We start from the raw sequence: 13743 nt of genomic DNA on the forward strand, positions 1-13743 counted from the left end.
GAGGACCCGGAAAAACCGGCGCCCCGCCTCTTAGGTGCGGTCGGTCGATGCTGATTCGGAAAGGCCAAGCCGCTTGGCAGCCCATCGTTCATACAACCCGATGGCAACATCCGCACCCGCCATCGCTGTCAGGCATCCCAACGCGCCCGCCGTCCACAGCGACATCCCGGCGGCAATCATCAACATCATCGCCGTCACCCCGCAGACAATGCAGGCCCCAGACCGAAGCGCGAGCCTGCGCAACAACGCCCAGCCCCGCGCCCCATCTTTATCTGCTCGCCACATCTCCCCCGACACGCCACCGACCAAGGCCAACACGACCACTAACCAGATCGGCATCTCTGCCAGTGCTTGTTGCTCGTTTGTCATCGCCAACCCCTAAACGCAAAAACCCGGCGCGATGGCCGGGTTTGGTGGTGTGGTGCCTGCCGCTCTCTGCGGTCGCACCTATCGAAGATGACTACTTTTTACAGGTCGATTCCGGTGGCAGCAACCCTGTTTTAATGCCACCCGGTGAATAAGTGGGTAATGCAGGGTGAACGCCTAGCGAATGTCGGCGAATACACCACCACGGCAATCTGTTGTTGCGGTGGTGTCCCATACGTCCCACTTTTCTGAATCGAAGTGGGACGCCTGAGAGCGCCTGAATTCGGGGCTTCGCCCCACTGTCCTACTTATCTTTCTTCTTTCTCGTGTAAAGGAAAAATTTTAAAGAACACGCGTTCGCGCGTAAGCGCGTAGTGCTCGCCCGCTATGCTCACACGGGCGGAAGGCACGACTAGGCGGGACGGTGGGACAACCCAACAACGACAAGGCCCGCACCTGTCCCACTGCATCAAAACGCAGCGAGACAAGACGGGCCAGTGGGACAACCACAACCGGAGCAATGCCTGGGGTCACGCAGCCTGCCCCATCATCACGCCTAAGATCTGCAGATGCGCGTCATGCAAGCGTTGGTAATACGTGTCGCGGCCACAACCGCAGTGGGCATACCGCAAACGCATATCCACATCGAGCGTGCAGTAATGCTCACGCACCACCGCCACCAGCTCCGGCGCGAGATGCTTGTTTACGATCAGCTCAATATCTAACGAGCTTTCCATCGGCGCACGAAAGGCGCGCCGCCCCCTGATCAGTTGCCCGTTGCTCTCCATCATCATGGCAACCATATTTCCCCCAGCCAGCCCTCCTTTCGAATGTTCTGAATGCAGCTCCTGCGCCCATAACCGAAGCAGCGAATCGATCTCCTTAATCAAAACAAGGCTCCTCGAACGCTTCACACTGTAACGCCGAAGCACCGCCCCACCCTGTCGGCTTCTTGTAAGCCCAAGGCCGCTGACCGCTCTTAGCCAACGCCGGCAACCGAACACGCCGCCAGCCCAACCGATGCATGATCGCGCCGACGCGCATCTGCTCCGGTTTGCCCCAATGTCCGAAGTCCAACTTCAACGCACTGGTGAGCACATCGCTGCCGGTGGTGGTCTCGCCAATCTGCGACTCCTCAAGCCAGGTCAGAATCGGCCCTTCCCATTCATCGACAACGAAGCGTTCGTCCTGCTCTTCGCCGAACATTGCCGCCTCATCCAGCGTCACCCACCAGAGGTCGCCCGCGTCGTAGCAGAACACCGCCTCGGCCCACAGCTGATCGCGCATCGAGCGCAACAGCTCCAGATCGACCTTGGTACACGCGACCGGCCAGTAACGTCGGTTGCCGGTGGCGTCCTTGAGGTACTCGTCTTGGTTGGTCGTACCCACGAAAACACACTGGCGTGGCACGTCCATCGTTCTGCGGCCGTAGCTCTCGCGGTAAGTGTCGGTGGACGCAGAGAAGAACTGCTTGGCCTTCGTACTCTCAGCCTTGTTGAAGCTGTCCAGCTCCCCCAGCTCAACGATCCACTTGCCCCGGATCGCCTGAAAGCCGTCCTTGTCACCCAGCGCAAACGGCGTATCCATGAACCACTCACCGCCGAGGATGCTCATCGCGGTGGACTTACCAGCGCCCTGCGCACCCTCCAGAATCATCACCGAGTCAGCCTTGCAACCAGGCTTCATCACCCGAGCCACGGCCGACAACATCCAGCGCTTGCCGACCTTCGACGAGTAGTCCGTGGCCTTAACGCCCATGACATCGGTAAGCCAACTTTCAAGCCGGGGCACCTGATCCCACTGCAGCTTGCGCAGGTACTGCCGCACTGGATGAAACGCATGGTCATGCGCAACCACACTCACCGCCTCGATCACATGCGAAGCCTTGACCCGCAAGTTGTACTGCTGCGCGAGCCACTTCATCACCCGCACATCATCGATGTCCGCCCAATCGCCCGTGCCGCCGCCATAAGGCGCCGCACGCAGCTTGACGATCTTCGAACTGAACGCGCTGTAACTGATGACCCCGGCCCAACGCTCATCGTTGGCCAGGATCAACTCGACGTTCTGCATGTGCGCAATCAACGCCCCGCTCTCGCTTCGAGCCAGCATGTCTTTCCAGCCACCAGCAGCCGGCGGCTTGACCACGGCCAGTACCTGACGGCGCACAGCCTCCAGACCTTCAGCAACATGCAGATCGTTGAAGTCGGTCCACTTGACCTCACGCTCACCGGAGAAAATCGGTGCAACCACCTGGCCACCGACAATCAGCGCCGCGTTATTGGCCTTCTCTTCACCAGGGTTCCACGCATCGCCATTCGGCTTGGTGGTCTTCCAGTCATCATCCCGGCATATGATCAACGGGCAGCCGGCGAAGCGCTCACGCATTGCTTTGCACACCACCAGCAAATTGCCGGCGTCAAATGCGATGGCCACAGTAAGCGAAGTTGCCATATGCAGGCTTGCGCCCGTGGCGTAGCCCTCACACACCAACACCGGCTCACCCGGATCCGGATGCGGACCGATCAGGTGAAAAGCGCCCTCCTTCGACATCCCATAGGGCCAATACGTCTTGTCCCGGCCGGTGTCTTCCTGCTTGGTCGGAAACACCACCTGCAGGCCGACAATCTCGTCGCGCACGTTGCACATCGGCACCAGGAACGCACCGGTGCGCGGCGCATACCGAACACCGATACCAACGATCTGCTTACGATCCAAATAGTCGCTACGGCCCTTCTCCGGCATGCGCTTGAACATACCCGCCGCACGCTTAGCCGCACGACGCGCCGCACTGGCCGCGATCTCGGCAGCCCGGCGCTTTGCTTCTTCCTGCCGAGCGCGCATGACCTCACGCTCTTCCGGCGACATCCGCCCGGCCTTGACCTTGATCTTCTGCGACTCACCCGAACGCCAATCACCGAATGCGCCGAAAATGAGCGTCTCGCCCTTCTCGGTGCGATGCTCATGGACGATGTACCAGCCGTTCTTTTCCTTGCCCTTGTCCTGCGCCGTCTTGCATCGGGTGAGCTTGCCGAACATCAATGGCTGCGCAGGCTCAAGCCCATAGTCAGCGAATTGCCCCAGAACCTCATCCAGCATGGCGAGCCCCCTTCAGTTCGTCGACAGAAAGGCATCCCACACATTGCGTGCAGCCGGGCTGCGCCAAGCGACGGGCCTCAGGGATCGGGTCATCACACGTTTCGCAGAACAGAAACGAATGCGCCGCCAAAGCAGGCTTGGCGGCGTTGCGAGCAGCGAGCGCTTGATCGATACGCTCTTGCACCAGGTCATTAGCGAAGTCAGCGATATCAGCCACGATCAACACCCCGCGTTGTCTGGTTGACATACGTGGCGCGGTTAAACATCCCCAGCAACCCCTGAATCCCACGAAACACCTGCAGCCGAATCGCGGCAAGTTCCTCATCAGTAACGACACCGTCACCAATGCTCTTGGCCCAGGTGTCCGCCAGATCCGCCACCTTGCGGAAGTATTCCGCGATACCGGTGGTCAACGTCTCGGGCATGTCGTTGGTGTACGCCTCGGCCAGCTCCTGCCAGGTCGTGTCACCGACCAACGCATGCACCGCATCCAGAATGCGGCGATCCTTGGTCAGCTCCAGAATCTCGCCGAACTCTTGGATGTTCACAGTGTGGCTTGGGTGGGTTGGGGAAAGCTTGTGCTGCAGCGTGGTCGCATTTCGGCCGGTGGTAGCGGCGATAGCAGCAGCGCCGCCGGGGTAGTCCCGTGCGGCATGGTAAAGCGCGAGATCGAGCGGCAGAACTTCCCGCTGCGCCCGGTCTAGAGAGCTCAGAACGATACGGCTCATGGCATTAATCCTTGTAAGTTGCCAGTGCCGCGCGACATGCAGTGGTGATACATTTGCCGCGTGGCTTGAAAGGGCCCAAACGCCGGCGAGATCTTCGGGATCGACACCGGCACCGTGCCGGGGCGAGCAATCCGTTGCTCACCCCTGGCGCAACAGCTGCCCAATCTGTGGTGGAAAAGGCAGCAACACCAAGGCTTCCGAGCCTTGGAAAAGCGCGATAAAGGGAGGTGGTTGCATGTGGTGTGCCCGCCTGCCTTTATCGCGACCCGACAGCGCTGTGGTGGTGCGTGTCGGGAGGAACTGGGCGGCCCTTGGGTCGCCTTTTTTCTTACTACGCCGCAGCTTTCTGGGGAGCCGATGCGTTCAACAGCCAAGCAGCCTGAAAGGTATTGCCCTGCCGTTCTGCGGCAGCAGCCAAAAGCTCAGCGTATTTGGTTTCACCGGTGTAATCCGTTCGCGGCAGGCAGCCTGCCTGCCGCCATTTGTTCAGCGCCTGATAGCTGCGATTGCATACCTTGGCGGCGGTCCCGATGCCGCCTACTGCGTCAAAGGCAAACGCAACAGCGGTCGGATAGTTTGCGGGGTGGATCATGACAACCTCCATTTATCAACTAGTGGTTGATGTTATAGATCAACTGACTATTTCGCAACCTATATGAGACTCTCAACCCATGGTTGATAAAAATACTCTCCGCGCAGCTTTCAGCGAGCGCTTACACGAAGCCCTAGACGATGCCGGCGTACGCAGCCGGGGTCGTGGCGTGGACATCCATCGTCAGTTGAAGAATTTGGGGGTTGATAAGACCACACAAGCTGTCAGCAAATGGCTGAACGGAGAAGCTATGGCCGAAGCTGATAGCATGGTTGCGCTCTGCACTTGGCTGAAGGTTCGCCGGGAGTGGCTTGAATACGGTGTACTACCTAAAGAACAGACCGGTGAAGGCAACGTTCGCCAACTGGTCATCAGCGAAGAGAGCAACGTCAGCAAAATAAATCAACGCTTTGGAAAAGTCCCGTTGATCTCTTGGGTTCAAGCCGGAGCCTGGTGCGAAGCGATATCGAACTTTGAAGCCCATGACCCAGAATCATGGTTGTCTTGCCCTGTGCCGATTAGTAACAACGGATACGCACTGAAAGTCCTCGGCGACTCAATGACGAATCCTGGGCCGGGTCGCAGCTACCCTACGGGTTGCATAATTTTTGTTGATCCAGAAGCTGAAGCTAAGACGGGTGATCGAGTTATCGCTAGAGTCCCGCGCACTAATGAAGCGACATTTAAGATTTTGGTCGAGGATGCTGGGCGGCAGTTTTTGAGGCCAATCAATCCGCAATATCCAATCATTGATATTACGGAAGAAACTCATATATGCGGAAAAGTTGTGGGTTCATTCATACCTGAATGATTTTACAAAAAACTTGCAACCTGCATTAGAAATCCACCGAACTTATGATGTCATCTAGAACATGATCCATACCATACTTTATATCGTTCACAACCCTATAAAGATCCATAAACGTTTCCAAACTTTCCTTGGTACCTAGATCTTTTGAATTATATCTAACCACCTCACTGAACTCATGCCAAAAGTCATCTGGCATGCTTGCGAGATCTTCTAGTCTTTGTCGTCCAGGGTAAAACATCACTGCATAATGGTCATCACGTCTTTTCAAAATAGACCATTTATATTTTTGATCATACTTAAAAAATATTTCGCTTTCATGTACCCCCTGAAGGACATCTGTAATTTTGTGCGCATTCTCAATCATTGCATTTACGGCAACCACAATCTTACTCATGATCCACTCCCGGCAAGCTCATCAATATTCTGAACGTTTAAGTGTCTAACTTTTTCACGAATCTCGCTGATCAATGCACGCTTTTTGGGTTCGGTAATTGGCGCAATCTTCAAGTCACGATCAATTAAACGTTCAAGCTTTACTATCTGCTTAGACATCAAGCCACTAATTTTATCATTCCCTCTGATCTGACCTAATAGATCATGAAATATATTCAATATCGTATCGGTATGGGCAGGATCATTCGCATTAAAATTATTCAACAGCTCAAGCTTTTCCTTGATCTCAGAAAGAGTTAACTGATGCGAATAATTAAAGAGCAATGAAAACACAGAGGCAATTGCTTTCCGCTTAAAAACGAAAAGATATATCGCAATTATGGAGGCAATTGAAGACGTAAAATTTGCAGCAAAACTTACAAATGAGACGATTCCATCCAATGTCATTTTTTTGATCACCTGAATCCATCTCAATTTAGAAGTCCCTCATTAGATTTTGCTTAAAGCCAATCTGAATATCAACCTCCTTCGAAATTTAGTGTTGAATCAATCCGCCTAAAATGAGTTTCACCAGAAACATCAACCATTGGTTGTTGACAAACATCTACCAATGGTTGATATTTTTCTCACTCTCCACCACAGAGCGAGGAATTACCATGCACACCACAGCCACACTGCACGTCCATCCCGCCACAGCTGATCCATCTCGCGTCTTCGAGATTCGTCGCCTAGCGCGCGAATTTGGCTGCTCTTTCGCCTCCACCAAGCCGAAGCCGCCCCCTCCCCCTACCGCGCCAACGCCATTCGATCCGAACGGCGGAGGGCACGCAGCATGATCAAGTTCAAAATCGACAACCGCACCCTGCAGCTGCTCAACGCCCAGGTCAACCTGACCGAGACCTTCAACCACGTCCTCCGGACAGCGCCCAAGCGTGAATGCTTGGCGTTCCGCCTCAAGGTCGAACGAGGCACAACCGAAAGTACCTTCGTCATCGAGCTGGGCAGCGAACGCCACACGCTGACCCTGCAGAATGACAAGAAGACGCACCTTAAGCTGGCCGACTTCATCGAAGAAATCGCCAACGGCCCATTTGACGCGAGCAACACCCGCGACCTGGCGCATCGCCCGCATGCCAGCCGCGAATATGGCCGCTTCGAGGTCTCGGACAAGCAACGGGTGCTCGAACTAGTACGCACCGGCGGCGTGCTGAGCCTCGACATGGGGTTCGACTACCCTCTACATGTAGCGCTGCACCGCACGCAATCGCGCTCGGGCGTCACCACCATCCTGAGCATCGGCAACAAAAGCCCGCACACCCGGTGCTTCACCGCGTACGGCACCGATGTCGAGATCTACGGCAAGGTCACCGAGTCCATCAACCACCTCGCTGCAGCGGCTACCCCAGCCGCGCACGCAGCATGAAGGGGGATGCTATGGAACGCTCCCTCGCCCAAGCAGCAACCCAACTCGGCCTCACCCGGCCCAAGCTGATTGCACGCATGCGGGAAAAAGGCCTGCTCAACGAGCGAAACCTGCCGGCCTACCCCAACCGTGACCGCGACTATCTGCGGATCAAGGACAGCCAGTGGTACCACGACCAGCTCGGCATGCAGTACAGCCAATCGACCCGGATCAAACAGCCAGGTATCCGTTGGCTAGCCGAGCAGTTGGGCATCGACCTACCCGCCATTCCGGCAGGCAGCCGTGACGTGGCCTAGGGAATACGCCCGCCAGATCATCGCCATGCGGACACGAGAGGAGCGCAACGCCGCGCTCCTCGAAGTGCCCGAACATCTGCGCGAGCTGACCAGAACGCATTGCCTGAACTCCTGGAACCACCCGGCCAGAAAACAACGCAAGGAGGCCCAACAAAGCCATGAGTAACACAGCACAAAACCCGCTGCGCCTGCACCCGGCACCGGAGTCAGCCACCGTCGAACTGCTTTACCGCATCTTCGGCGACGTCCTGATCCCGCTCGATAAAGTGCGTGAGCAGTACTTCCGCAACCTCAACGAGCAATCGTTCGTGGCCGAGATCAGCAGCGGCCGCATCCAGCTCCCCATCACCACGCTGGACACCAGCCGCAAGGCACCGAAGTACGCCCACATCCGGCACGTCGCCTCACTGATCGACATCCGCGCCTACAAGGCCGACGAAGACATGCAGCGACAGCAGGACGACACCAACGAGTAGCACCCAAAACCGAACGGCTGCCACCACCAGCCGAAGACTTCACCAGGAGCACACCATGACCGCAATTCAGATCTGCGCACTCATCGCCCTGATCATTCTGGCCGGGCTATTAGTATGGGCCGGCTACTTCATGGGCCATAGCGACGGCATGTCCGCTGGCATGAAGGAAAGCGACGAGATCCAGCGTGCCGAAAGCGCCAAGACGGTTCGCGAATTAAGGGCATCTCTCGACTTCATCAAGGCCGACCACACGCGCTTGTCGCAACACTGCAAACGTCTGCAGATAGCGATGGCATTCGGAGGCCCCGAGCGATTGGCACTGCTGGAAATCGCCGAGAAACTTCGCATTGCCGCCGAGACATTCAGTGCATTCCGCACAGGAAAAAAACTGGAGCGCGACACTCGCACCCTGCGCGACCGAGCTCTCGACATGGCTGAGCAACTGGCCCCCTTTGACGTGGGAGACGCCGCATGAACGAGATCTTTACCCACTCCAACACCCACCGCGACACGGCATACGCCTCACCAGCGGCGGACCAACCAACGCGCAATCGAACCTCGGAGGAAAGCGGCATGCAAATGGACCAGCACAACACCCAATCCACGACCGCTTTGCTCTGCGAAGAAGTGAGCGTCGACACGCTAAAAACAAACCGTATCTGCTGCTCAGCAGCAGGCATTATTGCTCCTTCCAGCAACACCACCGAGGCGCTTATACCCCACCAAAAGCTGCGCGAGGCAGCCATATCCAATGCAACGCTGATCGCTCAGACCCGCCCGCCCGCGCAGCCTGCTGCTGGGTATACGCATTCAGGCAACAACGAAAGCCCACCACAGGTAGCCATCAACTTGAAGCAGATCGACGAGTTCGTCAGACTCGAAAAGTCCCGCCCAGTACTCGAAAGTCTGCGGCACTGCTCGCAACGCGACGCGCACATCACTAACGCGGGCGAGTGGTCTTCTAGGCTCTGCGATAGCAACTGGGAGTCCATCAACACAAGGGAGGCAGTGTGAATACATTATTTCTGTTGATGGCCCAATATCATGGTCAAGCAGTAATACCGCTCGACAGGGTATGTGCCGACTACATGCACTTGACCGTGGAAAAATTCAAACGAAAGCGCCTGGATGGTGAGATTGACGTCCCAATAGTTAGATTAGGGGCCGACACGCAGAAAGCGGCATTGGGCATTCATATCAAAGATTTGGCCGATTACATCGACCGACAAAGGGAAAAAGCAGCAAAGGAACAAAACCGGCTCATGGGTCGAGCAGCATGAAAAAAGGGGCTTACGCCCCTTATTTGCCCCTTAATCTAGATAATAACAATGCCGTAGCTTGATGGGCTCAATGCAGATCATTTAGAGCCCTGGATTAAGCACACTTTGAGGGTTTCCGGACTTCACTTCATTTACGCCGTCACCCAACGCGTCAGCATTTGGCACCGCAGGTGATGCAGGTCTTGGAGCTGCTGGCTTGATTGCTCTAGGTGCAGCTGGTGACTTGGCTGCCGCAGGTTTTTTCGCTGCCGGCTTAGCCGCGGCCTTGGGTGCCGCAGGTTTTGCTGCTGGCTTAGCCGCGGCCTTGGCTACCGCAGGTTTTGCTGTTGGCTTTGCGGCGGCCTTGGGTGCCGCAGGTTTTGCTGCTGGCTTAGCCGCGGCCTTGGGTGCTGCAGGTTTTGCTGCTGACTTAGCCGCCACCTTGGCTGCCGCAGGTTTTGCTGCTGACTTAGCCGCTACCTTAGCTGCCGCAGGTTTCGCTGCTGGTTTCGCCGCGACCCAGACTGCCCCGGGTTTCGCCGCTGCTACTGCACTCCCTTTCACCACTCTAAGTGGACGACCTTTGACAACTTCTTTTTCTTTGCGATCAGTTAGAGATGAATTTAGCAAACTCAAATATGCTTTACCTACAACAGGAGCGCTCAAGAGCTCTTCCAATGCCGCACCCAACTCAAACTTGCTCTTCGATATTATTTCACGCTGCTCAAACTGCAGCACAAAAGTAAAACCTTTAGGGTGCTTAATCCAATTGGCAATCTTCGCCTTTTTATTAGCATCGCTCGTAGAGCGTATAAAAATCGCCCCACTAGTTTGCATTTGCGAGACAGGTGGAGTACCAGTCAAAACATCTAAAGCCGCCGAAACACCTGATACGAACGAACTCAAACGCTCTATAACAAACTCACCTTCTGTCGCATCCAAAAACTTATTTGAAAGCTCAAAAAAAACCTCGTCAATCTCTAATTGATACTTGTTAAGCTCCTTTGCGGCTTTAATGCCTCGCCTAAATGCTCCCACGAAATCAAACATATCAAACCCTCATGAGCTTCGTTGAAACCGGCAAATGATCAGAAACAACACTCCAATCATCAAAATAACGCCCAAATTCAATTAGAGAGTAAATTTTAGTTGCCCCCTCCGAAAGATGCCAGTTACCCTGACCAAAAAATGATGAAGAAAACAACATTTGATCGAACGTTTTCCAATAGGTCATTTCTTTGCCTTGCTTATAATAGCAGGTGCCATAGGGGTAATTCCATAATGGCCGATCAGTGTGTACATAGGGGATCAAGGCTCCCATTTCTCTCCAGAATGGATTATACAGCACACGCTTATTCGCCAAAACGAAACTCTTATCACGGGTTGCCTTCAGATGATGCGTCATTGAATCTTCGTACGGATCATCATTAAAATCCCCCATAAGTACAATTTGGGAATTATCTCCTCCTATTTCAAACACCGTATTTATTGAGGACCTCAGGGCGCTTCCTAATTCCGCCCTATGCGGTTTTTCTGGCACCGAACGCCGACTTTGCCAGTGCGACAAATAAACAGTAAAAATCGACTCATTACAAACGCGAAACCTAACTTTAACCCCCGCCTTATAGAATACGCGCGCCTCATCTCGCCTATTCACAAACTGATGATCCAAGTACTCAACTTTCCGCTCATTTATTATGACACAGAAATCATTAACACTATTACCATTGACACTATAAAGAGAAACAACTTTGAAGTTCTTCTTTTCAAACCCTTCAAGCAGCAAACTTATCGCGGATATTTCTACCAGGCTAACCTCACACAACCCTAGCAAATCAATCTCATCCTCAACAAGCAGATGCCGCAGCACGGTTAAAAAACCTTTCGCCTCCCTCTTGCCTTTAGCACTTCTTTTGGTCGTCGGCGGAGACATCCCTGTGTTCCACCACGCAATTTTTAACTCCATTTATCACCCTCAAGACATCAAGTTACCGGGCAAACTTTTCTTACTCAAAAGCAGAATCATTTATTTATAGCTCTCGGATAGAATTTTTTCTAGCCATAACCATTTGTTATATTTATCACCTTGCCTGCGCAGATGGGTGTAGCGTCGTAACGAGTTCCAATCTCGATGCCCCGAGACATTCGAAACTCTGGGAATATCCCAGTCCATCTCGAACAGCCGGCTCACCCCTTCATGCCGCAGATCATGGAAATGAAGATCCTCAATGCCCAATAGCGGACAGGCCCGGGTAAAGGACGCTGAAATCGACTTGCCGTTATAGGGGAAGATTTGCTTTTCCTTTTTAGGCATGGATTGAATGATCGCCCAGGCTTCATCCGGCAGATGGCACCACACATTATTGCCAATTTTCTGCCCAGGGTTTTTCATGTCTCGGACTAGGACGGCCTGTCTGGATTCATCGAGATCCTCCCAACGAATACGCGTGATTTCCTCTTGCCGACGCGTCGAGAAGATCGCGAAGGCGATCATCTTTGGCATGTCGATCTGCGCTTTACGTCGTGTCTGCATCTCGGAATAGTGCTCCATCAGCTTATCCAACTCTTCCAAAGTCGGCCGACGGTTACGCTCCTTGCTCTTGCTCACCATACCTAGTTTTCGCAACACCTTGCGTGCATCAGGCATGGCCAGCGGATCCACTTCGTAGCCCCATGCCGGCCTCGCAACGGATAGAACTGCGCCCAGGTGCGAGAGATCATTGCCAACCGTCTGCGCCTGGACGCCGCCGCCTTCCTTGCCCATCCGCCACTGTGCAAACTCCACCAGATTCTGGCTGGTCAGGGCCGAGTCGTCGAGGTCGCCCAACCAGGTATCCTTGATCGCCTTCAACGTGGCGTTCTTAGTCTTCCCCAACGGCCGGATCTTCTCGTACTCGTCCAGATACTGCTCGATCATTTTCCTGATCGTCACGCCCTTGCGGTTCGCACGCTCAATCGCACCAGGCTCGGCCAGCTCCGTCTCGCGGCGCTTGATCCACGCTTGAGCGACCTGCTTGCGATCGAAGGTTTGGCTTTCCTGATAAACTGTCTTCCCGTCCCGATTGATCCGTATCTGCGCCGTATAGGCCGTCGAGTTATCCTTGCGCTTGCGTGATGTGATCGTGCCCATTTCCAGTTGCTACATTGCCGAATTCACTTGCTACATTGTAGCAACCGACTTCGAAAAACAAGGAAAAATGGGTAAAAACTGCTGTATAAAAGATCAGTATTAATGAACTCTGAAAAACCTGAAGCGCCTGTAAATACTAGCCACGCCCGTCCTGAACCCTCTCGCCGCTTCAGTGTGGCGCCGATGATGGACTGGACCGACCGCCATTGCCGTTTCTTCCTACGCCTCCTGTCGAAGAACGCCCTGCTCTACACCGAAATGGTCACCACCGGCGCGCTGCTCAACGGCGATCACGAGCGTTTCCTCCGTCACAACGAAGCCGAGCACCCTCTCGCGCTGCAGTTGGGCGGTAGCGTTCCATTGGATCTGGCCGCCTGCGCCCGCATGGCCCAAGAGCACGGTTACGACGAGGTAAACCTGAACGTCGGCTGCCCAAGCGATCGTGTGCAAAACAACATGATCGGCGCGTGCCTGATGGGTCACCCACAACTGGTGGCGGATTGTGTGAAGGCGATGCAAGACGCTGTGTCGATTCCAGTGACGGTAAAGCACCGCATCGGGATCAACGGTCGGGACAGTTACGCGGAGCTGTGTGATTTCGTCGGCACCGTCCGCGATGCCGGGTGCACCAGTTTTACCGTGCATGCGCGGATTGCGATTCTGGAGGGGTTGTCGCCGAAGGAGAATCGTGACATTCCGCCTTTGCGCTATGACGTGGCGGCGCAGCTGAAGGCGGATTTTCCGGCGTTGGAGATTGTGCTGAATGGCGGGATCAAGACGATGGAGGCTTGCCATGAGCATTTGCAGACGTTCGACGGTGTGATGTTGGGGCGTGAGGCTTATCACAATCCGTATTTGCTGGCGGAGGTGGATCAGCAGTTGTTCGGCAGTTCGGCGCCGGTGATCAGTCGGGCTGAGGCGTTGGCGCAGTTGCGTCCTTATATAGCCGAGCATTTGCTGGCCGGTGGTGCGATGCATCACATTACGCGGCATGTGCTTGGCCTGGGCACGGGGTTCCCGGGGGCGCGCAAATTCCGTCAGCTGTTGTCGGTGGATATTCACAAGGCCAAGGATCCGTTGGCGTTGCTGGATCAGGCCGCTGAGTTGCTTGAAGGTCGTTGATTGATGGTTTGAGTGTGCGGGCGACGCATGAGCGTTGCCCCGTGTTTT

18 protein-coding genes and 1 pseudogene are annotated in these 13743 nt (G+C 54.8%); 8 read left to right on the forward strand and 11 right to left on the reverse strand.

Translation table 11 applies throughout. The annotated features are described in order from the left end of the window. Positions 1-30 precede the first annotated feature (30 nt). The 6 genes from ACZ0A4_RS14085 to ACZ0A4_RS14110 all read right to left on the reverse strand — a co-directional run bounded on the left by ACZ0A4_RS14085 (position 31) and on the right by ACZ0A4_RS14110 (position 4785). Positions 31-369 (reverse strand): phage holin family protein, encoded by a 339-nt coding sequence (locus ACZ0A4_RS14085; RefSeq protein WP_463575245.1) that lies wholly within the window; start codon positions 367-369, stop codon positions 31-33. A gap of 527 nt (positions 370-896) precedes the next feature. After that, positions 897-1256: a PA0613 family protein gene (locus ACZ0A4_RS14090; protein WP_463575246.1), complete on the reverse strand. Its 360-nt coding sequence runs from the start codon at positions 1254-1256 to the stop codon at positions 897-899. Continuing rightward, the gene (locus ACZ0A4_RS14095) at positions 1249-3465 is read right to left on the reverse strand and encodes a VapE domain-containing protein (protein WP_463575247.1); all 2217 of its coding nucleotides are present in this window, start codon (positions 3463-3465) and stop codon (positions 1249-1251) included. Before ACZ0A4_RS14095 ends, ACZ0A4_RS14090 begins: the two co-directional genes overlap by 8 nt. After that, positions 3455-3682 carry a TraR/DksA family transcriptional regulator gene (locus ACZ0A4_RS14100; protein ID WP_150592478.1) on the reverse strand — a complete coding sequence of 76 codons (228 nt, stop codon included), beginning with the start codon at positions 3680-3682 and terminating at the stop codon, positions 3455-3457. Before ACZ0A4_RS14100 ends, ACZ0A4_RS14095 begins: the two co-directional genes overlap by 11 nt. Next, a complete protein-coding gene (locus tag ACZ0A4_RS14105) occupies positions 3675-4193 on the reverse strand; it encodes a phage regulatory CII family protein (RefSeq protein WP_169431165.1) in 519 nt (172 codons plus the stop codon). Before ACZ0A4_RS14105 ends, ACZ0A4_RS14100 begins: the two co-directional genes overlap by 8 nt. Before the next feature lie 331 nt (positions 4194-4524). Further along, positions 4525-4785 (reverse strand): hypothetical protein, encoded by a 261-nt coding sequence (locus ACZ0A4_RS14110; protein WP_463575248.1) that lies wholly within the window; start codon positions 4783-4785, stop codon positions 4525-4527. Positions 4786-4864: 79 nt separating this feature from the next. On the opposite strand from ACZ0A4_RS14110, the gene ACZ0A4_RS14115 reads away from it, so the two are divergent. After that, positions 4865-5596, forward strand: a complete 732-nt coding sequence (locus ACZ0A4_RS14115) for a LexA family protein (protein WP_463575249.1) — start codon at positions 4865-4867, stop codon at positions 5594-5596. A gap of 25 nt (positions 5597-5621) precedes the next feature. Here the strand turns inward: ACZ0A4_RS14115 and ACZ0A4_RS14120 are convergent, their stop codons facing one another. Beyond that, complete coding sequence (locus tag ACZ0A4_RS14120; protein WP_463575250.1) at positions 5622-5990, reverse strand: hypothetical protein; 369 nt, start codon at positions 5988-5990, stop codon at positions 5622-5624. Further along, complete coding sequence (locus ACZ0A4_RS14125) at positions 5987-6463, reverse strand: hypothetical protein (protein ID WP_463575251.1); 477 nt, start codon at positions 6461-6463, stop codon at positions 5987-5989. Before ACZ0A4_RS14125 ends, ACZ0A4_RS14120 begins: the two co-directional genes overlap by 4 nt. A 358-nt stretch (positions 6464-6821) precedes the next feature. Between ACZ0A4_RS14125 and ACZ0A4_RS14130 the strand changes: the two genes are divergently transcribed. The 6 genes from ACZ0A4_RS14130 (at position 6822) to ACZ0A4_RS14155 (ending at position 9464) form a co-directional block, all read left to right on the forward strand. Then, positions 6822-7412 carry a hypothetical protein gene (locus ACZ0A4_RS14130; protein WP_463575252.1) on the forward strand — a complete coding sequence of 197 codons (591 nt, stop codon included), beginning with the start codon at positions 6822-6824 and terminating at the stop codon, positions 7410-7412. 11 nt (positions 7413-7423) lie between these two features. Next, positions 7424-7708 (forward strand): phage antirepressor KilAC domain-containing protein, encoded by a 285-nt coding sequence (locus ACZ0A4_RS14135; protein ID WP_463575253.1) that lies wholly within the window; start codon positions 7424-7426, stop codon positions 7706-7708. Between the two features lie 158 nt (positions 7709-7866). Beyond that, positions 7867-8184, forward strand: coding sequence for a pyocin activator PrtN family protein (locus ACZ0A4_RS14140; protein WP_083366740.1), 318 nt, complete (start codon positions 7867-7869; stop codon positions 8182-8184). 55 nt (positions 8185-8239) lie between these two features. Further along, positions 8240-8659, forward strand: coding sequence for a hypothetical protein (locus ACZ0A4_RS14145; protein ID WP_463575255.1), 420 nt, complete (start codon positions 8240-8242; stop codon positions 8657-8659). Next, positions 8656-9198 carry a hypothetical protein gene (locus ACZ0A4_RS14150; RefSeq protein ID WP_463575256.1) on the forward strand — a complete coding sequence of 181 codons (543 nt, stop codon included), beginning with the start codon at positions 8656-8658 and terminating at the stop codon, positions 9196-9198. Before ACZ0A4_RS14145 ends, ACZ0A4_RS14150 begins: the two co-directional genes overlap by 4 nt. Continuing rightward, the gene (locus ACZ0A4_RS14155; RefSeq protein ID WP_463575257.1) at positions 9195-9464 is read left to right on the forward strand and encodes a pyocin activator PrtN family protein; all 270 of its coding nucleotides are present in this window, start codon (positions 9195-9197) and stop codon (positions 9462-9464) included. Before ACZ0A4_RS14150 ends, ACZ0A4_RS14155 begins: the two co-directional genes overlap by 4 nt. Before the next feature lie 147 nt (positions 9465-9611). Here the strand turns inward: ACZ0A4_RS14155 and ACZ0A4_RS14160 are convergent. The 3 genes and pseudogenes from ACZ0A4_RS14160 to ACZ0A4_RS14170 form a co-directional block, all read right to left on the reverse strand. Further along, positions 9612-10007 (reverse strand): annotated as a pseudogene (locus tag ACZ0A4_RS14160) (hypothetical protein); the annotation flags it as partial. Between the two features lie 487 nt (positions 10008-10494). Beyond that, positions 10495-11409, reverse strand: a complete 915-nt coding sequence (locus ACZ0A4_RS14165; RefSeq protein WP_463575258.1) for an endonuclease/exonuclease/phosphatase family protein — start codon at positions 11407-11409, stop codon at positions 10495-10497. A gap of 60 nt (positions 11410-11469) precedes the next feature. Further along, positions 11470-12573, reverse strand: coding sequence for a site-specific integrase (locus ACZ0A4_RS14170; RefSeq protein WP_463575259.1), 1104 nt, complete (start codon positions 12571-12573; stop codon positions 11470-11472). Between the two features lie 102 nt (positions 12574-12675). On the opposite strand from ACZ0A4_RS14170, the gene dusA reads away from it, so the two are divergent. Further along, positions 12676-13695, forward strand: a complete 1020-nt coding sequence (gene dusA / locus ACZ0A4_RS14175) for a tRNA dihydrouridine(20/20a) synthase DusA (RefSeq protein ID WP_463575260.1) — start codon at positions 12676-12678, stop codon at positions 13693-13695. Positions 13696-13743 lie beyond the last annotated feature (48 nt).

Source organism: Pseudomonas sp. AC172, assembly GCF_979258595.1.

What these genes read in the sequence shown, in the direction of transcription:
- ACZ0A4_RS14085 (WP_463575245.1), bottom strand. Translation starts at nt 369, where the DNA reads ATGACAAACGAGCAACAAGCACTGGCAGAGATGCCGATCTGGTTAGTG.
- ACZ0A4_RS14095 (WP_463575247.1), bottom strand. Translation starts at nt 3,465, where the DNA reads ATGCTGGATGAGGTTCTGGGGCAATTCGCTGACTATGGGCTTGAGCCT.
- ACZ0A4_RS14105 (WP_169431165.1), bottom strand. Translation starts at nt 4,193, where the DNA reads ATGAGCCGTATCGTTCTGAGCTCTCTAGACCGGGCGCAGCGGGAAGTT.
- ACZ0A4_RS14110 (WP_463575248.1), bottom strand. Translation starts at nt 4,785, where the DNA reads ATGATCCACCCCGCAAACTATCCGACCGCTGTTGCGTTTGCCTTTGAC.
- ACZ0A4_RS14115 (WP_463575249.1), top strand. Translation starts at nt 4,865, where the DNA reads ATGGTTGATAAAAATACTCTCCGCGCAGCTTTCAGCGAGCGCTTACAC.
- ACZ0A4_RS14120 (WP_463575250.1), bottom strand. Translation starts at nt 5,990, where the DNA reads ATGAGTAAGATTGTGGTTGCCGTAAATGCAATGATTGAGAATGCGCAC.
- ACZ0A4_RS14130 (WP_463575252.1), top strand. Translation starts at nt 6,822, where the DNA reads ATGATCAAGTTCAAAATCGACAACCGCACCCTGCAGCTGCTCAACGCC.
- ACZ0A4_RS14135 (WP_463575253.1), top strand. Translation starts at nt 7,424, where the DNA reads ATGGAACGCTCCCTCGCCCAAGCAGCAACCCAACTCGGCCTCACCCGG.
- ACZ0A4_RS14140 (WP_083366740.1), top strand. Translation starts at nt 7,867, where the DNA reads ATGAGTAACACAGCACAAAACCCGCTGCGCCTGCACCCGGCACCGGAG.
- ACZ0A4_RS14145 (WP_463575255.1), top strand. Translation starts at nt 8,240, where the DNA reads ATGACCGCAATTCAGATCTGCGCACTCATCGCCCTGATCATTCTGGCC.
- ACZ0A4_RS14150 (WP_463575256.1), top strand. Translation starts at nt 8,656, where the DNA reads ATGAACGAGATCTTTACCCACTCCAACACCCACCGCGACACGGCATAC.
- ACZ0A4_RS14165 (WP_463575258.1), bottom strand. Translation starts at nt 11,409, where the DNA reads ATGGAGTTAAAAATTGCGTGGTGGAACACAGGGATGTCTCCGCCGACG.
- ACZ0A4_RS14170 (WP_463575259.1), bottom strand. Translation starts at nt 12,573, where the DNA reads ATGGGCACGATCACATCACGCAAGCGCAAGGATAACTCGACGGCCTAT.
- dusA (WP_463575260.1), top strand. Translation starts at nt 12,676, where the DNA reads ATGAACTCTGAAAAACCTGAAGCGCCTGTAAATACTAGCCACGCCCGT.